We start from the raw sequence: 26007 nt of genomic DNA, 5'->3' as shown, positions 1-26007 counted from the left end.
GCGGGCCATACGTTTTTCGCCGCACTCCCCCGCGACAAGGCTCGACGCTCTACGCTCAAGGTTCGCTTCCGAAGGTCGCCCGTCGCCCATGCGCCGTCGTCTGTCCCCGTTCCGGCCGCAGCTTCTCCTCTCCGCCTGCCTCCTGACGCTTGCCGTTCCGGCCCTGGCTCAGGGAACGCCGCGCTCGATGGCGGAGTGCGAGCGGCTCAAGAACGACCTCGCCTACAATCAATGCCTCGCCATGTTCGGCCCGCCGGCCCGGAACATCGCGAGCGGCGGCGGCTATGTCAGCACGAGCGACACCACCGCCAGCACGACCTCGGTCGCGACGACCGCGACGATCCCCGGCATTCCCTCCGTCGAGGAGCCCGATGTCGAGCCCGCGCGCAGGGGACGGCGGGGGCGTTACGGCCGCCGCCACGGCCGGGCCAGTGCCAGTTTCGATGTCGGCAGCGCCGAGAGCGGGTCGTCCGAGACCGATTCCGGCACGTCGCGCCCGCGCCGCCGCCGTCGCTGACCGGGCGCCTTCCCTCATGCCACGTTGAGCCGGCGCCCCCGGTTCCAGGCCAGGAACGGCACGCCGGAGAGCAGGCTCGCCAGCGCCGCGTCGGTCTGGTGCAGCCCGTTCACCGAGACCCGCGGCAGGGCGTGGCAATGCTCCGCGTGCTCGGCGAAGAGGTGACCCGGCCGGGTCGTCACGGCGGTCGTGAAGCCGAGGTGACGGGCCATTCCGAACTCGCGGATGCCCGCCGAGGTCGGGTCGCCGACCGGATAGGACAGATGGCGCACCGGGCGGCCCAGTTCCGCCTCGATCCGCGCGCGGCTCTCCGCAATCTCCCGCTCCGCGAAGGCGGCCCCGTGCTTAGCAAGCATCGGGTGCGACAGGGTGTGGGCACCGATGGTGACGCCCGGATCACGGGCGAGATCGCGCAGGGCGTCCCAGCCCAGGCAGAGGGCGGAGGCGAGGCTGCCGGCCACGAAGCCGGCCTCGCGGCAGAGGCGGGCGATCTCCTCCAGCAGAATCTCCTCCGGGCCCGCGCGCAGGATTCGGTAAACCGTCTCGAAGGCCGCGCTCTTCTGCGCTGGCGTCCGCGCCGGCAGCACGGGCCCGGAGGGGAGCCGCACCGTGTCGAGCCGGGCGATGGCCCGCTCCAGCTCGATCCACCACAGCCGCCCGCGCCCGTCGGCGAAGTCGGTGGTGACGAACAGGGTCCAGGGGGCACCGTGCCGGGCGAGCACCGGGCGGGCCTGTTCGACATTGTCGCGATAGCCGTCATCGAAGGTGAGCACCGCGAAGGGACGCCCGTTCGCCGGGGCGGCGAGCCGCTCGGGCACATGGTCGAGGCCGATCAGCTCGAAGCCCCGGTCGGCGAGCCGGCGCAGCGTCCGGTCGAGGAAATCGGGGGTGATCGACAGCAGGGCATTGGGCGCGAAGGCCGGGGCCGGCTCCGGCCGGACATGGTGGAAGGTGAGGATCAGACCGCGCCCGCGGGCTGCGGGAGCGAGCCAGCGGTCGGCACCGGTCGCGGCCACGGCACGGAAGCCGGCGCGGAACAGGCGGTGACGGGTGCGGGGCGAGAGCATGGGGCGCGACACGCTTTCTCGGGAGCGCCGGCGGCGTTGCGGCAGCCTTGAGGCTAGAGCATTTTCCATGATCCTTGGATCACGAAAAATGCTCTAGGCGCTTGATCGTGCCGCATTTTCTCTCGCGGAACCGGCAACCACTTCCGCGGAAAATGCTCCAGCAGACGACGCGAAAAGCTTTCGTTACCCATCCCCGCAGGTCGCCCGGCCCCGTCAACCGGAGTTTGAGGATAGGCGGCGAGGGTCCCCGGCAGGTGTTTTCGCATTCTTGTTTTTGTTCGGGCCCGGCCGAAGTGGAGCCGGGCCTCCGTGCCGGGGGGATGACGGGCATGGCGGCTCTCGCCGAGGATTTGGGTCGGCCGCTGCGCGCGCGGAGCCGTGCCCGCGGCGTCATGGAAGCGGAGGTCTTCACCGATCTCGCGGCGGCCGAGGGGCTGTGGCGGGCGCTCGAATCCGATCCGGCGGTTCTGATGACGCCCTATCAACGCTTCGACTGGGTGGCGGCCTATCTCGGAGCCGGGATCGATGCGGGCGAGGCGACGCGGATCCTGGTGCTGCGGGACGAGGGTGGGCGCGCCCGCCTGCTGATCCCGCTCACCGTGGGACGCCGGGGGCCTCTCCGGATCGCCCGGGTGGTCGGCGACCGGCACGCCAATTTCCACATGCCGCTCTTCGCCTCCCGCGAGGCGGCGGCGATGCGGCCGGAGGATCTGACCGAGGCACTGGTGCGGGCGGGCCGCGCGGCGGGCATCGATGCCTTCACCTTCCGCAACCAGCCGCGCTTCTGGGACGGGGTGCCGAACCCCCTGAGCGCCCGCGGCCTGCCGGCCCCGAGCGATGCCTACGGCATGCTGCTCGGCCCCGATGCGGAGGCGACCCTGCGCCGGGTGTTCAGCGGCGATACCCGCAAGAAGCTCAGGGCGAAGGAGCGCAAGCTCGTGGAGGCCCTGGGCCCGGTCGAGCACCGCATCGCCGGGACGCCGGAGGCGGCGGCCGAGATTCAGGCCGCCTTCTACGCGCAGAAGGCGGCGCGTTTCACCGGCCTCGGCATCGCCGACCCCTACGCGGCGGCCGGGATCCGCCGCTTCATCGCCGCCGCGACCGCGCCGGGCGCGGAGGGCACGGCCCCGGCCATCGAGGTCCATGCCCTGGTGGCGACGAAGAGCGGGCGCATCCTGGCGACCTTCGGCGGCGCGGTCGATGCGGCGCGGTTCTGCGGGATGTGGACCTCGTTCGACACCGACCCCGAACTCGGCCGGTTCAGCCCCGGCGAGATCCTGCTGCACCGTCTCGTCGGCCAGCAGGCGGCGCGGGGCCGCCGGGCGCTCGACCTCGGCGTCGGCGAGGCGGGCTACAAGGCCAAGACCTGCGACGAGACCATCGAACTGGTCGAGCAGGTGGTGCCGGTGAGCCCGGCCAGCCACCTGCTCGTCCTGGCCTCTGGGGCCGGGATCCGGCTCAAGCACCGGATCAAGCGTTCGCCGCGGCTCTGGGCAGCGGTTCAGAGCCTGCGGCGGTTGCGGCGAGGACGCTGAGGATCAGAAGCCGCGATTGGCGATCGAAGGCAGCGAGGGCTGCGTGTAGGCGCGGTTCACGTCCCGACGGGTCTGGGTGCCGTTGGTGTCGCTGGAGCTGCGGTAGTTGCTGGCATCGAAGGCCGAGGACAGGCCGGGGCCGCCGGAATCCGTGCTGTTGCAGGCGCCGAGGCCGAGGGCCAGGACCGCGGCGGCGATGAGGAGCGTGGGGCGCATCGGGACTTCCTGTCGAAGGCGGGGCGTCCCCGCGGGAAAGAGGTCTGGCGTGCCGCGCCCCGCCGCCGTTCGGCAAGGGGAAAGTGGGGGAGCCGGGGCGATCCGGCGACGGGTGTGACTTTGAGCACGCCGCGCCCCACGCCATCGCCGACACCCTGATTGGAAGGGCCGCCGATGACGTGGGGGGCTTGCGCGGGCCTGCCTATTCGGCCGCCGCCTTGAGGTAGCGGGCGGGGTCGTAGTTGAGGATCGGCCCGAGCCAGCGCTCGACCGCGGCGACATCCATGCCTTTGCGCAGGGCATAATCCTCGACCTGATCGCGCTCGACCTTGGCGACGCCGAAGTAATGCGCCTCCGGGTGGGCGAGGTAGAGGCCCGAGACCGAGGAGCCCGGCCACATGGCGTAGGACTCGGTGAGCTTCACGCCGATGCGGCTCTCCGCCTTGAGCAGATCGAACAGCGTGACCTTCTCGGTATGGTCGGGCTGGGCCGGATAGCCCGGCGCCGGGCGGATGCCGTCGTACTTCTCGTGGACCAATTCGTCGGGGGTGAAGCTCTCGTTCGCGGCGTACCCCCAGAACTCCTTGCGGACGCGCTCATGCATCCGCTCGGCGAAGGCCTCGGCGATGCGGTCGGCCAGAGCCTTCACCAGGATCGAGCGGTAATCGTCGTTGGCCCGCTCGAACCGCTCGGCGATGCGCACCTCCTCCAGGCCCGCCGTCACCACGAAGGCCCCGACGTAGTCGGCGAGGCCCGTCTCGGCCGGCGCCACGAAGTCGGAGATCGAGGTGTTGGCGCGCCCGTCGCGCTTCGAGAGCTGCTGGCGCAGGCCGTGGAAGGTGGCGAGCGTCTCCTGCCGGCTCTCGCCGGTATAGAGCCGGATGTCGTCGCCGACGCTGTTGGCCGGCCAGAAGCCGATCACCGCCTTCGGGTTGAACCAGCGCTCCTCCACGATCTGCTTGAGCATCGCCTGCGCGTCCTCGAACAGGGCGCGGGCGGCCGGGCCCTGCTCCGGGTCGTCGAGGATGGCGGGGAAGCGGCCCTTGAACTCGTAGGTCTGCAGGAACGGAGTCCAATCGATATAGGGGACGAGGTCCGCCACCTCGTAGGAGCCGTAGACGCGGGTGCCGGTGAAGCTGGGCTTGACCGGCTTGTAGGCCGACCAATCGATCTTGAAGGCGTTGGCGCGGGCCTTGGCGAGCGGCAGCCGTTGCTTGTCGGCCTCCGAGCGGCGATGCGCGTCGGCGACCTTGGCGTATTCCGCCCGCACCTTCTCGATGGTGGTCCCGCGGGTCTCCTTCGAGATCAGGCTCGACACCACGCCGACGGCGCGGCTCGCATCGGTCACGTAGACCGCCTGCCCCTTTTCGTAGGCCGGATGGATCTTCACCGCCGTATGCACGCGGCTGGTGGTGGCGCCGCCGATCAAGAGCGGCATCTCCATCCCCTCGCGCTCCATCTCGGAGGCGACGTGGACCATCTCGTCGAGGGAGGGCGTGATGAGGCCGGAGAGGCCGATGATGTCGACGTTCTCTTTTTTCGCGGTCTCGAGGATCTTGGCGGCCGGCACCATCACGCCGAGATCGATGATCTCGTAGTTGTTGCAGGCCAGAACCACGCCGACGATGTTCTTGCCGATGTCGTGGACGTCGCCCTTCACGGTGGCCATCAGCACCTTGCCGGCGGCCTGGCGCTGCCCGGTGCCCCCGTTGGCCCGCTTCTCCTCCTCCATGAAGGGTTCGAGATAGGCCACCGCCTGCTTCATCACGCGGGCGGACTTCACCACCTGCGGCAGGAACATCTTGCCCGACCCGAACAGGTCGCCGACCACGTTCATGCCGGCCATCAGCGGGCCCTCGATGACGTGGAGCGGGCGCTCCGCTTTCTGTCGCGCCTCTTCCGTGTCGGCGACAATGTACTCGGTGATGCCGTTGACCAGCGCATGCTCGATGCGCTTCTCGACCGGGGCCTCGCGCCAGGAGAGGTCGGCGGTCTTGGCCTGGGCCGAGGCGCCGGTCTTGAACCGCTCGGCGGCCTCCAGCAGGCGCTCGGTGGCATCCTCGCGCCGGTTGAGGACGACGTCCTCGCACAGCTCGCGCAGCTCCGCCGGGATCTCATCGTAGACCGCGAGCTGGCCGGCATTGACGATGCCCATGTCCATGCCGGCCTTGATGCAGTGGAACAGGAACACGGCGTGCATCGCCTCGCGCACCGGCTCGTTGCCGCGGAAGGCAAACGACAGGTTCGAGACGCCGCCGGAGATGTGGGCGTGGGGCAGGGTTTCCCGGATCGTCCGCGTGGCTTCGATGAAGGCGACGCCGTAGGGGTTGTGCTCTTCGATACCCGTGGCCACGGCAAAGATGTTCGGGTCGAAGATGATGTCTTCCGGCGGGAAGCCGACCTGCTCGGTCAGGATCTTGTAGGCCTTGGTGCAGATCTCGACCTTGCGCTCGTAGGAATCGGCCTGCCCCTGCTCGTCGAAGGCCATCACGACCACCGCGGCGCCGTAGGAGCGGCAGATCCGGGCGGTCTCGATGAACTTCTCCTCGCCCTCCTTCATGGAGATCGAGTTCACGATCGGCTTGCCCTGGAGGCATTTGAGGCCGGCCTCGATCACCTCGAATTTCGAGGAATCGACCATCACCGGCACCCGGGCGATGTCGGGTTCGGCGGCCACGAGATTGAGGAACTCGACCATCGCCTTCTGCGAGTCGAGCAGGCCCTCGTCCATGTTGACGTCGATCACCTGGGCGCCCGCCGCGACCTGATCGCGGGCGACATCGAGCGCGGCGGCGTAATCGCCGTTGGTGATGAGCTTTCTGAACTTGGCCGAGCCGGTGACGTTGGTGCGCTCGCCGACGTTCACGAAGGGGATCTCCTTCGTGAGCACGAACGGCTCCAGGCCCGACAGGCGCATCAGGCGCGGGATCTCGGGAATCTCGCGCGGGGTCTTGTCGGCCACGGCCTCGGCGATGGCGCGGATATGGTCCGGGGTGGTGCCGCAGCAGCCGCCGACCATGTTGACGAGGCCCGATTCGGCGAACTCGCCGACGAGCTTGCCCATCGCCTCCGGGCTCTCGTCGTAGAGGCCGAATTCGTTGGGCAGACCGGCATTCGGATAGGCGCAGACCAGGGTGTCGCAGAGGCGCGACAGCTCGGCGATGTGGCCGCGCATCTCCTTGGCCCCGAGGGCGCAGTTGAGGCCGAAGGTCAGCGGGCTCGCATGGCGCAGCGAATTCCAGAACGCCGCCGGCGTCTGGCCCGATAGGGTGCGGCCCGACAGGTCGGTGATGGTGCCCGAGATCTGGATCGGCAGCTTGATGCCGGTCTCCTCGAACACCTGCCACGCGGCGGCGATGGCCGCCTTGGCGTTCAGGGTGTCGAAGATCGTCTCGATCAGGATGAGTTCGGCGCCGCCGTCGATCAGGCCGCGCACCTGCTCGACATAGGCCTGCTTGACCTGATCGAAGGTGACGGCGCGGTAGCCCGGATTGTTGACGTCCGGCGAGATCGACAGCGTGCGGTTGGTCGGGCCGATGGCGCCGGCCACGAAGCGGCGGCGACCGTCCTTCGCCTCGGCGAGCTTGGCCGCCTCGCGGGCGAGGCGCGCGCCCTCCGCGTTCAACTCATGGATGATCGATTCCATGCCGTAATCGGCCTGGGCGATCGTGGTGCCGGAGAAGGTGTTGGTCTCGCAGACATCGGCGCCGGCGAGGAAATAGTCGAGGTGGATCTGCCGGATCGCATCGGGCTGGGTCAGGATCAGGAGGTCGTTGTTGCCCTTCTGATCGTGGCCGTGATCCTTGAACCGCTCACCCCGGAAATCCTCCTCGGTGAACTTCAGCCGCTGGATCACCGTGCCCATCGCCCCGTCGAGGACGAGGATCTTTTCCGAGGCGCGCTGGCGCAGCGCGCGCTCGATCTCGGTGCCGTCGACGGGGGGGAAGGCGGTCATGTCAGACGATCCTGGGATTTTCCGGAACGGCGATGACCGAAAGCGTCGGTCGCATCAACCCACCCCATCCTGAGGTGCCGGAGCGAAGCGGAGGCCTCGGAGGAGACCTCCAGAGAGCGCAGTGATCCCTGGAGCCCTCCTTCGAGGCCCGCTGACGCGGGCGCCTCAGGAGGAGGGTCAGGTGTGTGGAAGCGAGGGGTCAGGCCGCCTTCGCCGCCGGCTTGGCCGGCGCCTGGGAACGCAGGCCGAGCAGGTGGCAGATCGCGTAGACGAGATCCGAGCGGTTCATCGAGTAGAAGTGGAAGTCCTCCACGCCCTCATCGACGAGGTCGAGCACCTGCTCGGCGGCGACCGCCGCCGCCACGAGGCGGCGGGTCTCGACGTCGTTGTCGAGACCCTCGAAGCGGGCGGCGAGCCAATAGGGCACCGAGGCGCCGGTACGGCGGGCGAAATTGGCCGCCTGCTTGAAGTTCTGCACCGGCAGGATGCCGGGGATGATCGGGACGTCGATGCCGGCGGCGCGGACCTTGTCGCGGTAGCGCAGGTAGATCTCGTTATCGAAGAAGAACTGGGTGATCGCTTGGTCGGCGCCGGCATCGACCTTGGCCTTCAGCACGTCGATATCGGCGTCGAGCGAGGCCGCCTCCGGGTGCTTCTCGGGGTAGGCCGAGACCGAGACCTTGAAGTCGCCGATCCGCTTGATGCCGGCGACGAGGTCGGCGGTGGTGGCGTAGCCGCCGGGATGGGGCCGGTAGGCGTGGCCGACGCCCTCGGCCGGATCGCCGCGCAGGGCCACGATGTGGCGCACGCCCGCCTCCCAGTAGGACTGCACCACCGCGTCGATCTCCTCCTTCGTCGCATCGACGCAGGTGAGGTGGGCGGCGGGCTTCAGGGTCGTCTCGCGCACCATGCGCGCCACGGTGTTGTGGGTGCGCTCGCGGGTCGAGCCGCCCGCGCCGTAGGTCACCGAGACGAATTTCGGCTGCAGCGGCGCGAGGCGCTCGATCGAGGACCAGAGGATCTTCTCCATCTCCTCGGTCTTGGGCGGGAAGAACTCGATGGAGACGCGGATCGGGCGGAAGCCGTCGCGGCTGGCGCGGTGTCGGGAGGTGCTGGGCATCGTCTCGTCCCTTCTCCTGAAGGTCGTTTGGTCGTGAGGGCCGCCGGCTCAGGCCACGGCGCGTTCGGGATCGACCGCCGCGAGGCCGGCGGAGGCGTCGTGCGCCAGCCAGAGCGTGACGGTGAGAGGCAGTTCGGTGCCGTCCTCGGGGGCGAGGTCGCGGCTCTCGACATCGCTCAGGCCGGCCTGGACCAGCCAGCCGGCGACCTGTTCCGCCGCGAAGCCGAGGCGGCGATGGGCTTGGGCCTCGCGCAATTGCTCGAGATTGTGCGGGGCGAAATCGACCACCAGCAGGCGCCCGCCCGGCGCGACGAGGCGGGCCGCTTCGCGGAGCGCCCGCGCCGGGTCGTCCAGATAATGCAGGACTTGGTGCAGCACCACGAGGTCGAAGCCGCCGCGCCCGAAGGGCGGCGCGTGGATGTCGCCCTGGCGCAGATCGACCCGCGACAGGCCGAGCCGTTCGAGATTGGCGCGGGCGACCGAGAGCATGGCGTGGCTCGAATCGAGCCCGGTGGCGCGGGTCGCCCGCGGTGCGAGCAGGCCGAGCATCTTGCCGGTGCCGGTGCCGAGATCGACCACGTGGCCGATCGGCCGATCGCCCAGCACGTCGAGCACCGCCGCCTCGACGGTCGCCTCGGGCACGTGCAGGGAGCGCAGCCCGTCCCATTTCGGGGCGAGCCGGGCGAAGAAGGACTGCGCCGCTTCAGCCCGCTGGGCCCGGACCGAATCGAGCCGGGCGCGATCCTCCGAGAGCGGCGGGGCCGAACGCTCCAGGGCGGCGATCAGCGGCTCGACGTAGCCGAGGGCCGCCTCGCGCAGGCGGAAGAAGGCCCAGGCGCCTTCGCGGTGACGCTCGATCAGGCCCGACTCGACCAGAAGCTTGAGGTGGCGCGAGATGCGCGGCTGCGACTGGCCGAGGATGTCGGTGAGGTCGGAGACCGACAACTCACCCTCGGCGAGCAGGGCGAGAATGCGCAGCCGCGTCTCCTCCGCCGCCGCCCGCAACACGGCGAGCGCCTCGGCGAAGGGCACCGGGACCGGGATGGGACTGTTCTTCGAGCTGCTCTCGCTAGACATAAAGATATCTTTATGTGCGTAGCGGCCCGGTGGCAAGCGATTTTGCGGCCCATGCTTGTGTTACGTCGGCTGGCCCCGCCCCCATCGAACGACCCTCACCGTTCCGGGGCCGCGGAGCGGAACCCGGATGACGGGCGACGAGCGCTTGGCACCCGTATGCGACGGCTTCGAGCCGCTACTGGTAGGCCTGCTTCAGATCGAGGGTGCAGCGCAGCCCGACCTCGGCATAGCCGTCGTCCAGCCAGGTCCTGGCCGCCGCCCGGCCCTTGTCGCGCAGGCGCTCGATGATCCGCCAGCGGGCATCGAGCCGGGAGGAGGCGGCGTAGTCCTCCAGCAGGTCGGTCCCGTCGATGCGGTGGAGGAAGACGCGCTCCAGGCCGGGCACCGCCTGCCCGCCCTCGTCGATCAGGCCGTGCACGAAATCGATGGCGCGCAATTCCCGCATCAGGTTGGCGTTGAAGGTGATCTCGTTGAGCCGGTTCTGGATGTCGCGGGCCGAGCGGGGCGTCTCCCGGCGCTCCACCGGATTGATCTGCACCAACAGGATGTCGCGGGTGCTCGCCCCGTGCAGCGGGTAGAGGGCGGGGTTGCCGAGATAGCCGCCGTCCCAATAGGGCACGCCGTCGATCTCGACCGCCTGGAACACCGTCGGCAGGCAGGCCGAGGCCATCAGGTGGTCGACCGTCAGGTGCTCGCGCTCGAACACGGCGAGCTTGCCGGTCCAGACATTGGTGGCCGAGACGAACACGTTGGCGGTCTCGGCGCCGCGCAGGCGCTCGAAATCGACGGTGCGTTCCAGCGCTCCGCGTAAGGGGTTGATGTTGAGCGGGTTGCCGGCATAGGGGCCGGGATTGAGCGCTTTCAGCCACGCCTCGACGAAGGGATTGCCCTTCCAGATGTGGAAGAAGCCGTCGATCCAGCTCTGCTGCACGGGCTTCAGGTCGGCATCCAGGCTCGCCTCACGCCAGAACTGTTCCAGGGCCGCGCGCGCGCCGTCCGGGCCGCCCGCGAGCCAGCCGTCGACCAGGACGACGGCGTTCATCGCTCCTGCACTGGCCCCCGTCACCGCCTCGAAGGCGATGCGCCCGTCCTCGATCAGGGCGTCGAGCACGCCCCAGGTGAAGGCGCCGTGCGAGCCGCCGCCCTGAAGCGCCAGGGAGACCGCCTTCTCGGCGCGCGGCCCGGCCAAGCCCCGGAAGTCGTGGTTCACGCGGGTCGAATCGGCGATGGGGATCGGGACCGCCGTCGCCGGATTGTGGGCATCGTCGGGCGTGGGGGCGGTCCCCGCGTCTCCGGCGGCTGTCTGCTCCGAGATGATCCTGTCCATCGTGCCTCGCCTGAATTGTTGCGGTGCATCCTCAGATGGTGCAATGCGGTAGCCCGGCTCGTGCGGTTCTTTGCCCCGCGGGCGGGCGATGCAGGACAGAATAGAGCGTGGAGCGGGGCCGGCATCCTTGCATCCGCACGCCACACGCTCGACATCCTGATCCGGATACGACATGGAAGCGCCTCACGATTGAGGCATGCTGCGTCCTGTCAGCCCGCGCGCGGGCGCGGCGGCCGGTCGCGGATCGCGCCGGATTCGGATAGGATCGTCCCCGCGCCTGCGGGACGACCCGGCCGGCACGCGCGGATGACAGGTTGACCCGCGAAGGCACGATGGAAGTCATGGAAGCTCCCGACGCCCTGGCAAACCCGCTCGACTCCCAGAGCCCGAACATGACAGGGCCGGAGATCGCCGGGCCGGCACCACGCCACCGCACCGTCGGCGTGAAGGTCGGCGAAGGCGAAGGGGCGGTCACCGTCGGCGGCGGCGCTCCGATCGTCGTGCAGTCGATGACCAACACCGACACCGCCGACATCGACGCCACGGTCGCGCAGGTGGCCCAGCTCGCCCGGGTCGGCTCGGAATTGGTGCGCATCACCGTCGACCGCGACGAGGCGGCGGCGGCGGTGCCGAAGATCCGCGAGCGGCTCGACCGCATCGGCGTGCACGTGCCGCTGGTGGGCGATTTCCACTATATCGGCCACAAGCTTCTCTCCGACCATCCGGCTTGCGCCGAGGCGCTGGCCAAGTACCGGATCAATCCGGGCAATGTCGGCTTCAAGGAGAAGAAGGACGTCCAGTTCTCGACCATCGTCGAGCAGGCGATCAAGTACGGCAAGACGGTCCGCATCGGCGCGAACTGGGGCTCCCTCGACGGCGAGCTGCTGACGCACCTGATGGATGAGAACGCCAAGTCGCCCAAGCCCATCGATGCCCGCGCGGTGATGCGCGAGGCGATGGTGCAGTCGGCACTGACCTCCGCCGACCGCGCCGTCGCCCTCGGCCTGCCGAAGGACCGGATCATCCTGTCCGCGAAGGTTTCGGCGGTGCAGGATCTGATCGCGGTCTATCGCGAGGTGGCGCGGCGCTCGGATTACGCGATCCATCTCGGCCTGACCGAGGCCGGCATGGGCTCGAAGGGCATCGTCGCCGCCTCCGCCGCCATCGGCGTGCTGCTGCAGGAAGGCATCGGCGACACGATCCGCTACTCGCTGACGCCGGAGCCCGGCGGCGACCGCACCGTGGAGGTGAAGGCGGCGCAGGAACTCCTGCAGACCATGGGCTTCCGCACCTTCGTCCCGCTCGTCGCGGCCTGCCCGGGCTGCGGCCGGACGACCTCCACCACCTTCCAGGAACTGGCCCGCGACATCCAGAACTGGATCACCACCTCCATGCCGGAGTGGAAGAAGACCTATCCGGGGGTCGAGGGCCTCAACGTCGCGGTGATGGGCTGCATCGTCAACGGCCCGGGCGAATCGAAGCATGCCGATATCGGCATCTCCCTGCCCGGCACCGGCGAGAGCCCGAGCGCCCCGGTCTTCATCGACGGCAAGAAGGCGATGACCCTGCGCGGCGCGACGCTGGCCAAGGACTTCGAGACCATCGTGATCGATTACATCGAGCGCCGCTTCGGCCAGGGCAAGCGCGACGCCGCCGAGTGAGCCTTGTCGCGAGGTGGCCGGAGACGGCCACCTTTCTGTTTCGAGGGGCAATCTCGCGCCTGCGAGCGGGCCGCCGTAACGCCCGGCCCGTGCCTTGGGAGCCGAGCATGTCCTGTGTCTCCCGCCGCGAGCCCGACAGGGGCTCTCCGTCCTGTCTGATCGGACGACGCGCCGGCCGACTCAAGGGCGCCCTGCGCCCCGGCGCGCATCGATCCGCATCTTCGACGCATTCCTTTCATGCGGCTCCGGCACATCCGGCTGGACGACGCGCGAGCCCAGGCACGCCTGCCCGATGACCCAGCCTGACAGCCCAAGTTCCGCCGGAGCGAGTGCCGCCGGTTCCAGCCTGGCGGACGACCCGGCCGCCGCTGCTCCTGCGGCTGGCCCGGCGCCCGGCGAGGGCGGCCCGGTCACGGCGTCGGCGGGGGCGCACGACGCGACGCAGGAGGAGGCGCACGGCCACGCCAAGACCGGCTTCTGGGCGCTGACGGTCGGCTCGGTCGGCGTCGTCTACGGCGATATCGGCACCAGCCCGCTCTATGCCTTCCGCGAGGCGCTGGCTCCTGCGCGCACCGACGGGATTTTGCTGCCGGAGGAGGTGATCGGCACCGCCTCGCTGATCATCTGGGCGCTGCTATTGATCGTGACGATCAAGTACGTCGCGATCCTGCTGCGCATGGACAACAACGGCGAGGGCGGCATCCTCTCGCTGATGGCCCAGGCCCGCCACGCGCTCGGCGGCTCCAAGGTCGTGTTCATGCTGGGGCTCCTGGGCGCCTCGCTGTTCTACGGCGATTCCGTCATCACGCCCGCGATCTCGGTGCTCTCGGCGGTGGAGGGGCTGAAGCTCGTCACCCCCGCCTTCGACGATTACGTGCTGCCGATCACGGTGGCGATCATCGTCGGCCTGTTCGCGGTCCAGAGCCACGGCACCGCCCGGGTCGCGACCTTCTTCGGCCCGGCCATGGTGGTGTGGTTCCTGTCGATGGCGGCGGCGGCCCTGCCCCACATCGCCGGCAATCCCGGCGTGCTCGCCGCCTTCAATCCCTGGTACGCCGTGCATTACCTGCTCGGCCACGGCACGGGGGCACTGGTGGCGCTCGGCGCCGTGTTCCTGGCGGTGACCGGGGCCGAGGCCCTGTTCGCCGATCTCGGCCATTTCGGGCGACGCCCGATCCAGGTGGCGTGGCTCGGCCTCGTCGCGCCGAGCCTCGTCCTCAACTATCTCGGCCAGACCGCCCTCGTGCTGGCCAAGCCGGAGACGACCGACCCGTTCTACCAGCTCGTGCCGGAATGGGGCCTGATCCCCATGGTGCTGCTGGCGACCCTTGCCACGGTCACGGCGAGTCAGGCGGTGATCACCGGCGCCTTCTCCCTGTCGCGGCAGGCGATCCAGCTCGGCATGCTGCCGCGCATGGAGATCCGCCACACCTCGGAGGCGCATTCGGGCCAGATCTACCTGCCGCAGATCAACACCCTGCTCGGCCTCGGCGTCGTGGTGCTGGCGGTGACCTTCCGCTCCTCCTCGGCGCTCGCCTCCGCCTACGGCATCGCCGTGACCGGCACGATGCTGCTCACCGCCAGCATGGCCTATGTGGTGCTGTGGAAGGTCGTGCGCCTCGCCCCGCTCGTCGCGGCGGCGGTGCTGATGCCCTTCATCGTGCTCGAATTCCTGTTCCTGCTCTCGAACCTGCTGAAGATCCACGAGGGCGGTTACGTGCCGCTGATGCTGGCTGGCGGCCTGATGCTGATGATGTGGACCTGGGTGCGCGGCGTCACCATCCTGTTCAACAAGACCCGCAAGACCGACGTGCCGCTGATCGAGCTCGTCGGCATGCTGGAGAAGAGCACCTCCTACCAGCGGGTCAAGGGCACTGCCGTCTTCCTCACCAGCGACCCGGAGATCGCCCCCGCCGCGCTCCTGCACAACATGAAGCACAACAAGGTGATCCACGAGAAGAACGTGGTGCTCACCGTCGAGACCATGGACCGGCCTCGCGTCCCCCTGGCCGAGCGCGTGCGCATCGCACCTGTGGGCTTCGGCTTCTACCGGGTGGTGATGCGCTTCGGCTTCATGGAGACGCCCAACATCCCGCGCACCCTGGCGCTGCTCAAGCGCGAGGGCTTCAAGTTCGACATCATGTCGACCTCGTTCTTCCTGTCGCGCCGCTCGATCCGTCCGGCGGCCCATTCCGGCATGCCGCTCTGGCAGGACCGGATCTTCATCACCCTGGCCAAGAACGCCAACGACGCGACGGACTTCTTCCAGATCCCGACCGGCCGCGTCGTCGAGGTCGGCACCCAGGTGACGGTCTAGGACCGTCTCCGCCGAAGGCCGCGTCCAGATGGTGGCGCGGCTTCAACCCCGCCAGATCGGTCGAATTTGACCCTGCGAAGTCCGTTCGGACTCCCGCAGGAGCGGTGGTCGCTGCGTTGTCTCAACGAAAGATTGTGCGCGATTCTGTTGCCCGATGGCGACAGGGCGTTGATTTGCGCGCGACCGACTTGCGGCACCAAAAAGTGAGTCGTACCCCTGGACTCACGAAAAGCAAGTAACGCCAACAGTTTAGCATAATTCCAAACAACCGGCCTGCCCTGTTCCGCCTCGTCTGCGGAGGCTGTCGGCTGCGTTGGCGACATGGGGTCGAAGTGATGAGGCCGGTTCACTCTCTCGTCGGCGTCCGCAGCCTGCGGACGATGGTCCTGGCGGGTGCCTCGCTGATGGCCCTGACAGCCGGCGCCACCGCGCAGCAGGCCTCGACCCGTCTTGAGGAACTGTCCGTCGAGGGCAGCGGCCGGGGTGCGGCGACCGGTGGCCAGACCGCGCAGCGCGGTGCGGATGGGCGCGCGGCGCCCGAGGATCCCCGCGGGCCGGTCGCAGGCTACGTCGCCACCCGCTCGGTGACCGCGACCAAGACCAACACGCCCCTGATCGAGACCCCCCAGGCGATCACCGTGATCGGCCGCGAGCAGATCGACGCGCAGGGGGCGCAGACGCTGACCCAGGCGACGCAATACACCGCCGGCATCTATTCCGGCGTCTACGGCGCCGACGAGCGGGTGGATTTCTTCACCCTGCGCGGCTTCGTGGCGAGCGACTACGGCATCTACAAGGACGGCCTGCAACTCCTGAATTACGGCTTCGGCACGCTCAAGACGGAGACCTTCGGCCTGGAGCGGATCGAGGTGCTGCGCGGCCCCGCCGCCGTGCTGTTCGGCGCCGGCAATCCCGGCGGCATCGTCAACCAGATCACCAAGCGCCCGACGCTGACGCCGTTCGGCACTGTCGAGATCGCCGGTGGCTCGTTCGGACAGGTCTACGGCGCCTTCGACGTGGGCGGCCCGGCCGACGATTCGGGCCACCTGTTCTATCGCCTCACCGGCATCGGCCGGCAGGGCGGCACCCAGGTCGAGGGGGCGGATTCGGATCGCGCCTACATCGCCCCCGCCTTCACGTGGCGCCCGGATGCGGGCACCTCCTTCACGGTGCTGACGAGCTACCAGCGCGACGCGAGCGCGGTCACCGCGAACTTCCTGCCCTATTCCGGCACCGTCCGGCCCAACCTGAGCGGCCTGCGCATCGACCGCTCCCTCAACGTGGGTGATCCGCGCATCAACAGCTTCCAGCGCGAGCAGGTTTTCGCCGGCTACGAGTTCGAGCACGCGGTCAACGACGTGTGGACCCTCCGCCAGAACTTCCGCTACTCGTTCAGCGACGCCACCCAGAACTCGTATATCGGCCAGATCGGCTACGCCGATGCGGCGCAGACGCAGCTCGCCCGCTACCAGTTCCAGTACAGCGACAAGGTCAGCCTGTTCCAGGTCGACAACCAGGCCGAGGCTCGCTTCTTCGACGGCTATTTCCACCACGACCTGTTGCTCGGCATCGACTACAAGAATTACTCGCTCTACGACAATCAGGCCTCGCTCTTCCCTGGGCCCAACCTCAGCATCCTCAACCCGGTCTACGGGCAGATCGTCGGCCGTCCCCTGCCCTATCAGGTCGACGTCAACAGCTTCCAGCAGCTCGGATTCTACGCCCAGGACCAGATCAAGCTCACCGACCGCCTGAGCCTGATCGGCGGCCTGCGCTACGACATCGCCGAGAGCGACGTCCTGAAGAAGCTCGCGCCGGGTACGAGCACGTCCCGAACGGACACGGCGCTCACCGGCCGCATCGCGCTCCTCTACAATTTCGATCCGGGCATCGCCCCCTACGTCGCCTACTCGACCTCGTTCCAGCCGCAGATCGGCTCGGACGCGATCACCGGGGCGGCCCTCGTGCCGGATCGGGGCGAGCAGATCGAGGTCGGCGTCAAGATCGAGCCGGTCGGCGAGCGCTTCTCGCTCAACATCGCCGCCTTCGACCTCGTGCGGGACAACCCGCCCTTCCCGGTCCTGGTCGGCTTCGGCAGCACCCAGCTCGGCACCGTGCGCTCACGCGGCATCGAGGGGCAGTTCGTCGCCTCCCTCGCCGAGGGCCTGAACGTCGTCGCGGCGGTGACCCACTACGACATCGAGTACACCAAGGTCCGCGATGCCGCCCTGGCCGACCTCGTCGGCAGGACGCCGACCAACGTCCCGGAGACCTTCGCCTCGATCTTTGCCGATTACACGATCCCGTTCGGCGATTGGCGCGGCTTCGGCTTCGGCGGTGGCGTGCGCTATGTCGGGCGCTCCTACGCCGACCAGCTCAACAATCTGAAGGTGCCCGATTACGTCCTGTTCGATGCGACCGTGCATTACAACTGGGACCGCTGGCGCATGGCGATCACCGCCGCCAATCTCGGCGACCGGCGCTTCGTCACCTCCTGCCAATCGGCCAATTCCTGCTTCTACGGCGAGGCCCGCCGGGTGCTGGCCAGCGTGAGCTACCGGTGGTGAGACGCCGCAGGGCCCCGTCGGGGCCCTGCACGCGCTTGGAGGGAGCGGGCGACCGGGCTATCTCCGAGTTCCTAAGCGGATCGTGAGAGTCCGCTCCCGAGGAACGCCGAAACGCCATGACCGTCCGCCCCCTCATCGCCGCCCTCCTGATCGGCGGCCTCGCCTGGCCGGTTGCGGCGCAGGACACCGCCCCGCCGCCGGCGCAGGAGGCTCCGAAGGATGCCGCGCCCCCCCGGCCGATCCGCAACGCGCCGAACCCGCGGGCGCTGGAATTCGCCGCCTACATCTTCTCGGCGGTCAATGTGTGCGGTTATCAGCTCGGCACGCCGCAATTCGAGGCGCTGCTGGCCAAGCAGAACACGACCCTGGCGGATGTGAGCCCGCGCGGCCCCTTCGGCGGCCGGGTCATGGGCATCTTCTCGCTGATGTCCAACCAGATGAATCTCAACCGCGAGCAATCCTGCCTCGCGGTGGCCGGCGAGTACGGGCCGGAGGGCAGCGTCGCCAAGAACGTGCTGCTGCCGCCGGGGTCGGGCGAGGCGCCCGCCGCGCCTGGAAGCAAGCCGGCGCAGCCGTAGAGGCGCCGGTTCGGCCGCCGGCGTCTCGACTGTCCGGCGCATGGGCGATCCGCCGCCGGGACGAGTCTCCTCCGAGCGAGGCGGCTCCCCCCTCGCGCGAAATGCTGTAGAGGGACGGCCGGACCCTTTGTCGTCCGTCCTGACTCGTTGGCCCTGGCCCATGTCCGCACCCGAATCCGCCCTTCGCCCCCAGCCCCGCCCCGGCGTGCTCGCCATCGAGGCCTATGTGCCCGGCAAGAGCGCCGCGCCGGGTGTGGCGAAGATCCATAAGCTCTCCTCCAACGAGACGCCGCTCGGCCCGAGCCCCCGTGCCGTCGAGGCCCTTCAGGCGGAGGCCGCCACCCTCGCGCTGTATCCGGACGGCAGCGCGACGCGCCTGCGCACGGCGATCGCCAGCCGCTACGGCCTGGATCCGGCCCGCATCGTCTGCGGCGCCGGCTCGGACGAACTGCTCACCCTGCTGGCGCTGGCCTTCGTCGGCCCCGGCGACGAGGGCATCTTCTGCGCGCACGGCTTCCTCGTGTACCGCATCGCCATCCTCACGGCGGGCGGCACGCCGGTGGTGGCGCCGGAGACGAACCTCACGGCGGATGTCGATGCGATCCTCGCCGCGGTGACGCCGCGCACCCGGATCGTCTATCTCGCCAACCCCAACAACCCGACCGGCACCTACCTGCCCTTCGAGGAGGTGCGCCGCCTGCATGCCGGCCTGCCCGGCAACGTGCTGCTGGTGCTCGACGGGGCCTACGCCGAATACGTGCGCGCCAACGACTACACCGCCGGGCTCGAACTGGCGCTCGATGCGCCGAACGTCGTGATGACCCGCACCTTCTCGAAGATCCACGGGCTCGCGGCGCAGCGCATCGGCTGGATGGTCGGGCCCGAGGCGGTGGTGGATGCGCTCAACCGTATCCGGGGCCCCTTCAACGTCTCGGCCGGCGCCATCGCCGCCGGGGCGGCGGCGATTGCCGATGAGGCCCATGTCGCGGCAGCGGTCGCCCATAACGACCAGTGGCTCGCTTGGCTCACCCGGGAGGTCGAGGCGTTGGGGCTGAGCGTGACGCCGAGCGTCGGCAACTTCCTGCTCGTCCACTTCTCGGACGCCCCCGGCCGCACGGCGGCGGAGGCGGATGCGTATCTGACCCAGGCCGGGGTGATCGTGCGCCGCGTCAGCTCCTACGGCCTGCCCCATGCCCTCCGGGTGACGGTCGGCGGCGAAGAGGCCAACCGCGCCTTCGTCGGCGCGCTGGCGGGCTTCCTCAGCGGAGACAGAACGTGAGCGAGGCCCTTCCCCGCCTCGCCATCGTCGGCCTCGGCCTGATCGGCTCCTCGATCGCCCGCGGGGCGCGGGCCTACGGGCTCGCCCGCGAGATCGTGGCGATCGACCGCGACCCTCAGGTGGTCGAGCGGGTGAAGGCCCTGGAACTGGCCGAACTGGCGAGCACCGAGGCGGCGGCGGTGGCGGGGGCCGACCTCGTGATCCTCTGCGTGCCGGTCGGCGCCATCGGCGAGGTGGCGGCGCAGATCGCGCCGCATCTCAAGCCCGGCGCCGTCGTCTCCGATGTCGGCTCGGTCAAGGCCGCGGTGGTGGTGGCGGTGGCGCCGCATCTGTCCGGGCAAAACCCGTTCGTACCGGCCCATCCGGTGGCCGGCACCGAGTATTCCGGTCCGGATTCCGGCTTCGCCACCCTGTTCGGCAATCGCTGGTGCATCCTCACCCCGGCGGAGGGCACGGACGAGGCGGCGGTGGAGCGGGTGCGGGGGCTCTGGCAGGGCCTGGGCGCCATCGTCGAGACGATGACGCCCGAACACCACGACCTCGTGCTCGCCATCACCAGCCACGTGCCGCATCTGATCGCCTACAACATCGTCGGCACGGCCGCCGATCTCGAGGAGGTCACGCAGTCGGAGGTCATCAAGTTCTCCGCCGGCGGCTTTCGCGACTTCACCCGCATCGCCGCCTCCGACCCGACCATGTGGCGCGACATCTTCCTGACCAACCGCGACGCGGTGCTGGAGATGCTCGGGCGCTTCAACGAGGATCTCTCCGCCCTGTCCCGGGCGATCCGCTGGGGCGACGGTGAGGCGCTGCACGACCTGTTCACCCGCACCCGGGCGATCCGCCGGGGCATCGTCGCCATGGGCCAGGAAACCGCAGCGCCGGATTTCGGTCGGGCGCGGGTCGAGGCACCGAGCACCGAGGCAAGCCATCGCTTCATGGAAGTGAAACTCGGCGAGCCGTCCCAGACGTTCTCAAAAGAAAACCTGCCGAAGGATCGGATCTTCTCCGAAGGGAAATTGCTCTTCCAGGCATCCTACAAGACCCATGAGGCATGGCCAGAGAAGCCATGGGTGCACAAATTCAACATCCCCTCCGCCGATAAACTCACCGAAACCGAACGCTGAGAGGAAAGGCGCCGCGATGCGGACATTCGCCATCGTCGCCGTCATCGAAGGCGCGGCCCCCGACCTGACCGAGTGGCTCGCCTTCCACCGGGCCGTCGGCGTGCGCCATGTCGTGATCTACGACAACGGCCTCGACCCGGCGGCGGCGGCGCTCCTGAGGCTCCATGCCGATCTCGGCGTCATCACCCTGCCCTGCCCGACGCGCCTCGACTGCACGCCGAAATTCGCGGCCTACAACCATTTCCTCGCCTCGCGGGCGCGGCTGTTCCGCTTCGCCGCCTTCCTCGAAGCCGACGAGTTCCTGATGCCGGCCCCCGGACGCGGCCTCGATGCTTGGCTCGCCCGCATCCCGGCCCATGCCGGCGCGGTGGTGATCAACCGGCGCACCTTCGACACCGCGGAGCCGCAGGCTCCGGCCACCGATCTGCTGCTGCGCCGGTTCCCCCGTGGGGCGACGGCGGAGAGCGAGGATAACCGCCTCGTCACCTCGATCTACCGGCAGGGCGCCATCGCTGCGATCCGTGACGCTCCTTGGGCGGAGCTGGTGCAGGGCGAGCGGCTGATGAGCGATTTCAGCCCGGCCGAGGTGGACCCGGAGCGTCCCGGCGCCGTCCTCGGCGTGCGCCAGGGCGAGATCCGCCTCAACCACTATCCCTTGCACTATCCCCTGCCCTCCCCCGGCCGCCTCGCCGAATCCGAGCCCTGCCCCCGCACGGCGGGCTGGACCGGGCCGACCCTCGACGAGATGCGCCACCTCCTGGCCTATGCCGACGCAGTCGCGCCGGCCGAGGCCGCGCGGTTGCGGAGCCGCTATACCGGGGTGCCGGAACTCGGGCGGCCGGTCTCGCCGCAGGAGCATCGGCGCTGGCGCCTGCGCCACCTGCACCGGCCTCGGATCGAGGCGGCGGGGCGCTTCCTCCAGCGCAGGATCTTCGGAGCGGCCCGGCCCTGGTAGGGCGAGGGCCTCCGTCTCAGTACAGGGCCGGCAGCACCACGTTCGGTACGGCGAAGGGGCCGAGCATCAGCCGGCCATCGGTCAGGCGGAGCGTCGGCAGGGGCTTGAGGCCGTTGGGGCCGGCATCCTCGGCCGCCTGCGCCTCCCCGGCATTGCCCTCGCGCTTGCGCAGGCCGCCCAGGAATTGGCCGACGATGTTGCCGATGAGGGCGCCCTTATCGGCGCCGAAGCGCTGACCCATCACCTGCCCGACCAGGGCCTCCAGCCCCGCCGCACGGATGTCGAAGCGTCCCTCCGGGCGATGCGCGTCGTCGAGGCCGACGATGCCCTTGGCCTGGAGGCGCCGTTCGCCCTTGGCGACGGAGAGCCGTGTCACGTCGAGGTGCCCCTCCGCACGGCGCCACGTTTCCAACTCCCGTGCCACGGTGCCGGTGCGCAGGACGGTGGCCTGTTCCAGGGTGGTGTCGAGATCGATATCGGCCGGCGCGGTGTCGCCGCTCAAGGCGTCGAGCCGGGGCACGGCGGCCTTGGCGAGGCGCAGGCTGACATCGACGGCACCCTCGCTCTCGAAGCGGCCCGGGGTGGGGCGGGCATGGAGTTCGAGGTGCTGAGCGGCGAAGTCGATCGGGCCGGGATCGGCGCCGAGCACCCGGCCCTTCGGTCCGTCCACCACCACGGAGGCGCGGCTGAAGCCGTTCGAGGCGGCGTGGAAACTGGCTTCCAGGGCCGTCCAGGTGACGTCCCCGGTCAGGTCGCCCTGCTCGACATGGAAGGGCCCGGTGGCTTCGAGGACGGCGTGGCGTGGGTCGTAGACCTGAACCACGACGGTGATCGGCCCAAGGGTGAAGGCGCTGTCGGAGCGGGCGAAGCGCAGGGAGGCGCAGCGCAGTTCGAGGCGGAAGGGAAAGCCGGTGATCGAGCGGTCGGCGCAGGTCCATTGGCGGCCGGCCTGCGCCTCACGGGCGAGCCAGCCATCCATCTCGCTCTCCGCCTTGCCGCGGATGAAGAACCACGCCGCCGTCCAGGCGACGACGATGGCGGCGAGCAGGATGTAGGGAAGAAACAGGCCGATCCGTCTACGCGGCCGAGCTGCGGGTCCGCCGGGGATCGGTTCGCGTGTCTGCGCCATCGGCCTCGTTCCTGCGCGGCCCGGCGGGACCGGCCGGGCGGTCCCGTGTTTGAAGACCGGGGCGGCGCAAAGCAAGGTCTGCTCCCCTTCCCGGCTGTCACGGGGCGGAGAGGGGCGGAGAGCGATCAGGCGTTGGCCTGCTCCGGCTCGAGGGCGAGATCGGCCACCACGGCGCGGCGCTCCTCCTCGCTCTCGGCCAGGCGGTGGACATGCATCTCGGTCGCGCCCTTCTGCCGGGCCCGGGCGAGCCAGTTGCGGTGCAGGCGCTCGCGCGGCCCCCTGCCGGAGGCCGTGATCGAGACCGCCTCGGCGATGCCGGCCTCGTCGCGCCGCACCGCGATCACCACCGCCTCATCGACCTCATCGAGCTCCGGCTCGGCGAGTTCGTGGACGCCGACGACGTAGCGCCGGCCCGAGCGCCCACGCCAAGCGCTCAGGGGAGGGGCGGCACCGCGCAGGCCCGCCATGGTTCTGAGACGTTCCTCGCGCACGTCCGCTCTCCGAGATCGATCATCCTTCAGGTCACGGAGCGCGACCGACCAGGACAGGGCTCGTTTGTTCGCCATTTGTTCTAATCTACCGCGCTCATCCAATCGCCGTCAAGGCGCAGATCTGGAATAGAAAAGGGTGTGAAAAGAAGGTGGGAAGCGCGGCGCGGATTCGCAAGAAACGGGGCCGGCTACCTGCCTGCGGCGCTTTGTTCAGCGGACCGGATCATCGTCTCGCCGCACAGCATTCGTAAACCACGACCGTGCCAGGGTGACCGGGCGCGGAGCCTGCCGTAAAAGCGAGGCCGTGCGCCGGGTTCCGAGGGAATCCGGGTCATGGTGCGGCGGGGAGCAGCCTTGGGGCGTTCGATGGCTTTGGGAACGAACAGGCCGGTGGTTCGCATCGCGCGGCTCGCGCTCGCCGCGGGCTTGGCGCTGAATCTCGGGGCCTGTTTCCGCCCGCTCTATGGGCCGACCGCGTCCGGCGAATCGATGCAGGGATTGCTCGCCTCCGTTCAGGTCGATGACGTGAACATGGCCCAGGATCAGGAGCGGCTGGGGCATTACCTGCGCAGCGAGCTGATCTTCGATCTCGACGGGTCCGGCCAAGCGGCGGTGCCCAAGCGCTACCGGCTGAAGATGCAGGGCAGCGAGCAGGTCCAGACCCCGATCGTCTCCTCGACCACGGCGCGCGCAGAGGCCGGCACCATCGTCGGCACCGTGAAGTTCTCGCTGGAGAGCATGGACGGGCGTCGCATCCTCACCGAGGGCGTCGCCACGTCCACGGCGACCTATGACCGCTCGATCCAGCGCTTCGCCTCCCTGCGCGCCGCCCGCGACGCGGAGATCCGTCTCGCCAAGGTGCTGGCCGACCAGATCAAGACGCGGCTTGCCTCCGTTCTCGCCGTCAAGCCGAACCCCTGACGGTCGCGGATGACGGCGGTCAAGGCCGGCGACATCGAAAGCCTGATCCGGCGCGGGCCCGATGCGCGCATCGCGGTCGTGCTGGTCTATGGGCCCGATACCGGCCTCGTCGCGGACCGGGCGACGCGGCTGGTCCGGGGCATGGTCAGCGACCCCGACGATCCCTTCGCCCTGATCCGCATCGACGGCGATGCCCTCGCCTCCGATCCGGGCCGGCTCGTGGACGAGGCCGGCACCGTCGGCCTGTTCGGTGGCAGCCGCACGATCTGGGTCCGCTCCGGTAGCCGCAACTACGCACCCGCCGTCGATGCCGTCCTGAAGGCCCCGACCGAGGGAGCCCGCATTGTGGTGGAAGCCGGCGATCTCGGCCGCTCCGCTCCGCTGCGGACCCTGTGCGAGGGGTCTGCGCGGGCGCTCGCCCTCCCCTGCTATCCGGATGACGAGCGGACCCTGGCCGATCTCATCGAGCGGACGCTTCAGGACGATGGCTTGCGCATCGACCGCGATGCCCGCGATCTGCTGACGGGCAGCCTCGGCAGCGACCGCCGCGCCAGCCTCTCGGAGATCGGCAAGCTCGCCCTCTATGCCCGAGGCCAGGGAACGGTTGGCGTCGAGGATGTGGAGGCCATCGTCAGCGATGTCGGTGCCAGCGTCCTCAATGCGCTGATCGACGCCGCCTTCGCCGGCCGCGCGAGCGAGGCCGAGCGCGAGTATCGCCGCTTCCGCCACGAGGGGATGGATCCCTCCGCCATGCTGGGTGCCGGGCTGCGCCACGCCCTCACCCTGCTCGCCCTGCGCCTCGACAACCCGCGAGGCAGCGCCAGCCAGCTGGTCGCCAATTGGCGCGGCCTGCATTTCCGGCGCAAGGCTCTGGCCGAAACGCAACTCGCCCGGTGGTCGGCCCCGGCTCTGCAGCAGGCCGTCACTTGGCTTCAGGAGACAGTGCTCGCCTGCCGCCGCTCCGAGCCCGACCTGGCCCATGCGCAGGCGCTCGGCGTCTTTCTGCGGATCGCCGTCGAAGCCTCCCGGCGACGGAATTAGCGCGCCGTCGCACCCGGTGCTCGAGGGGTTGATATGGTGCCGCTCGATTCAAACGGGTTACCGTATCGGCGCGCTACCGCCTGCTATGACCCGGCCGCTCGGATGACGGGCGTCAAGCCCCGCCGAGCTTGCGGCAGAGCGCGTCGCGCTCTTCGACGCTGGCATAGCGGATGCGGATCTCGCCCTCCCCGCTCGCCTTGGCCTTCACCGCGACGCTGTAGCCGAGGGCCCGGCCGAGCACATCTTCCAGAGACCGCAAGGTGGTGTCGGAATCGGGCGAGCGGCGTGGGCGGCCGGGGCGGGGGGCGTCGTCAATGGGGGCTTCCGCAGCGGCGAGGGCCTCGACCTCGCGGACTGACAGGCCTTCGGCCACGATGCGGCGCGCCACCGTCTCGGGATCGCGCACGGAGAGGAGCGCCCGGCCATGCCCGGCGGTGATCTCGCCGGCAATCACTCGATCCTGGATCTGCGGCGGCAGCTGCAGCAGGCGCAGGGTATTGGCGAGATGGCTGCGGCTCTTGCCGAGCAGATCGGCCAGCTCGGCCTGCGTGTACTGGAATTCACCCATCAACCGCTCGTAGCCGGCCGCCTCTTCGATGGCGTTGAGGTCGGTGCGCTGGACGTTCTCCAAGATGGCGTATTCGAGGGAGGTGCGGTCGTCGATCTCGACGATCACCACCGGCACCTCGTTGAGGCCGGCCCGCTGTGCGGCACGCCAGCGGCGCTCGCCGGCCACGATCTCGAAGGTGCCCGGCACGCCGGACAGGGCGCGGACGACGATCGGCTGAATCACGCCGCGCTGGCGGATCGAGGCCGCCAGCTCGTCGAGTTCCGGTTCGGAGAAGCGGCGGCGCGGGTTGCGCGGGTTCGGGCGCAGGAACTCCACCGCCACCTTGCGCTGCGGCTGGTCGGCGGCGCGGGAGGCCGCCTCCGATCCGGTGTCGGGGAAATCGCCGATCAGCGCCGCCAAGCCACGTCCGAGACGCGGCCGCGCCGTATCATCCGCCATCGCCACGATTGAAACTCCGTACTCTTGAAAGGGTTAGCGTGCCTCGCGACACTCGACGCCATCCGAGGGGCTGCCTGCCGCCTGACCGGAGCGGGAGCGCCAGGGGCACTCAGGCGGC

At 69.5% G+C, this 26007-nt stretch carries 19 protein-coding genes and 1 pseudogene; 11 read left to right on the top strand and 9 right to left on the bottom strand.

Annotation, left to right across the window (positions count from 1 at the left end):
* Positions 1-88 precede the first annotated feature (88 nt).
* Positions 89-517, top strand: coding sequence for a hypothetical protein (locus MZTS_RS13075; RefSeq protein ID WP_192284170.1), 429 nt, complete (start codon positions 89-91; stop codon positions 515-517).
* Between the two features lie 14 nt (positions 518-531).
* On the opposite strand, the gene MZTS_RS13070 is transcribed toward MZTS_RS13075, so the two are convergent.
* Positions 532-1584: a polysaccharide deacetylase family protein gene (locus tag MZTS_RS13070; protein ID WP_192284174.1), complete on the bottom strand. Its 1053-nt coding sequence runs from the start codon at positions 1582-1584 to the stop codon at positions 532-534.
* A 329-nt stretch (positions 1585-1913) separates the two neighbouring features.
* Here MZTS_RS13070 and MZTS_RS13065 point away from each other — a divergent pair, with 329 nt between their 5' ends.
* On the top strand, positions 1914-3119 hold the full coding sequence (locus tag MZTS_RS13065) for a GNAT family N-acetyltransferase (protein WP_192284169.1): 1206 nt from the start codon (positions 1914-1916) through the stop codon (positions 3117-3119).
* 3 nt (positions 3120-3122) lie between these two features.
* Here MZTS_RS13065 and MZTS_RS13060 read toward each other — a convergent pair whose 3' ends face one another.
* The 5 genes from MZTS_RS13060 to MZTS_RS13040 all read right to left on the bottom strand — a co-directional run bounded on the left by MZTS_RS13060 (position 3123) and on the right by MZTS_RS13040 (position 10814).
* The gene (locus MZTS_RS13060; protein ID WP_009863952.1) at positions 3123-3335 is read right to left on the bottom strand and encodes a hypothetical protein; all 213 of its coding nucleotides are present in this window, start codon (positions 3333-3335) and stop codon (positions 3123-3125) included.
* Between the two features lie 202 nt (positions 3336-3537).
* Positions 3538-7290: a methionine synthase gene (gene metH, locus MZTS_RS13055; protein WP_192284168.1), complete on the bottom strand. Its 3753-nt coding sequence runs from the start codon at positions 7288-7290 to the stop codon at positions 3538-3540.
* 199 nt (positions 7291-7489) lie between these two features.
* Entirely contained in the window at positions 7490-8410 is a 921-nt protein-coding gene (gene metF / locus MZTS_RS13050) for a methylenetetrahydrofolate reductase [NAD(P)H] (RefSeq protein WP_009867229.1), read from the bottom strand.
* A gap of 48 nt (positions 8411-8458) precedes the next feature.
* Positions 8459-9487, bottom strand: coding sequence for an ArsR/SmtB family transcription factor (locus MZTS_RS13045; protein ID WP_009867230.1), 1029 nt, complete (start codon positions 9485-9487; stop codon positions 8459-8461).
* Positions 9488-9662: 175 nt separating this feature from the next.
* Positions 9663-10814 (bottom strand): patatin-like phospholipase family protein, encoded by a 1152-nt coding sequence (locus MZTS_RS13040; RefSeq protein ID WP_009867231.1) that lies wholly within the window; start codon positions 10812-10814, stop codon positions 9663-9665.
* 332 nt (positions 10815-11146) lie between these two features.
* On the opposite strand from MZTS_RS13040, the gene ispG reads away from it, so the two are divergent.
* From ispG to MZTS_RS13005, 7 genes and pseudogenes are all read left to right on the top strand, one after another.
* Positions 11147-12475, top strand: a complete 1329-nt coding sequence (ispG, locus tag MZTS_RS13035) for a flavodoxin-dependent (E)-4-hydroxy-3-methylbut-2-enyl-diphosphate synthase (protein WP_192284173.1) — start codon at positions 11147-11149, stop codon at positions 12473-12475.
* A gap of 292 nt (positions 12476-12767) precedes the next feature.
* A complete protein-coding gene (locus MZTS_RS13030) occupies positions 12768-14792 on the top strand; it encodes a potassium transporter Kup (RefSeq protein WP_192284167.1) in 2025 nt (674 codons plus the stop codon).
* 335 nt (positions 14793-15127) lie between these two features.
* On the top strand, positions 15128-17359 hold the full coding sequence (locus MZTS_RS13025; RefSeq protein ID WP_192284166.1) for a TonB-dependent siderophore receptor: 2232 nt from the start codon (positions 15128-15130) through the stop codon (positions 17357-17359).
* 116 nt (positions 17360-17475) lie between these two features.
* Positions 17476-17937, top strand: coding sequence for a hypothetical protein (locus MZTS_RS13020; RefSeq protein WP_009866759.1), 462 nt, complete (start codon positions 17476-17478; stop codon positions 17935-17937).
* A gap of 160 nt (positions 17938-18097) precedes the next feature.
* Positions 18098-19216: a histidinol-phosphate transaminase gene (gene hisC, locus MZTS_RS13015; protein ID WP_192284165.1), complete on the top strand. Its 1119-nt coding sequence runs from the start codon at positions 18098-18100 to the stop codon at positions 19214-19216.
* Positions 19213-20145, top strand: a pseudogene (locus MZTS_RS13010) (prephenate/arogenate dehydrogenase family protein); the annotation flags it as partial. The gene hisC and the pseudogene MZTS_RS13010, both read left to right, overlap by 4 nt.
* A gap of 214 nt (positions 20146-20359) precedes the next feature.
* Positions 20360-21298 carry a glycosyltransferase family 2 protein gene (locus tag MZTS_RS13005; RefSeq protein WP_009866575.1) on the top strand — a complete coding sequence of 313 codons (939 nt, stop codon included), beginning with the start codon at positions 20360-20362 and terminating at the stop codon, positions 21296-21298.
* Positions 21299-21314: 16 nt separating this feature from the next.
* On the opposite strand, the gene MZTS_RS13000 is transcribed toward MZTS_RS13005, so the two are convergent.
* On the bottom strand, positions 21315-22427 hold the full coding sequence (locus MZTS_RS13000; RefSeq protein WP_192284164.1) for a DUF2125 domain-containing protein: 1113 nt from the start codon (positions 22425-22427) through the stop codon (positions 21315-21317).
* Positions 22428-22552: 125 nt separating this feature from the next.
* Entirely contained in the window at positions 22553-22894 is a 342-nt protein-coding gene (locus tag MZTS_RS12995) for a hypothetical protein (RefSeq protein WP_192284172.1), read from the bottom strand.
* A 390-nt stretch (positions 22895-23284) separates the two neighbouring features.
* On the opposite strand from MZTS_RS12995, the gene lptE reads away from it, so the two are divergent.
* Positions 23285-23839 (top strand): LPS assembly lipoprotein LptE, encoded by a 555-nt coding sequence (lptE, locus tag MZTS_RS12990; RefSeq protein WP_192284171.1) that lies wholly within the window; start codon positions 23285-23287, stop codon positions 23837-23839.
* 9 nt (positions 23840-23848) lie between these two features.
* Positions 23849-24880, top strand: a complete 1032-nt coding sequence (gene holA / locus MZTS_RS12985) for a DNA polymerase III subunit delta (RefSeq protein WP_009866291.1) — start codon at positions 23849-23851, stop codon at positions 24878-24880.
* A gap of 112 nt (positions 24881-24992) precedes the next feature.
* On the opposite strand, the gene MZTS_RS12980 is transcribed toward holA, so the two are convergent.
* Positions 24993-25889, bottom strand: a complete 897-nt coding sequence (locus MZTS_RS12980) for a ParB/RepB/Spo0J family partition protein (protein ID WP_192284163.1) — start codon at positions 25887-25889, stop codon at positions 24993-24995.
* Between the last annotated feature and the right edge of the window lie 118 nt (positions 25890-26007).

The organism is Methylorubrum zatmanii (genome assembly GCF_014845115.1).
GTDB lineage: Bacteria > Pseudomonadota > Alphaproteobacteria > Rhizobiales > Beijerinckiaceae > Methylobacterium > Methylobacterium zatmanii.
This window is presented reverse-complemented; position numbering and strand designations above follow the sequence as displayed.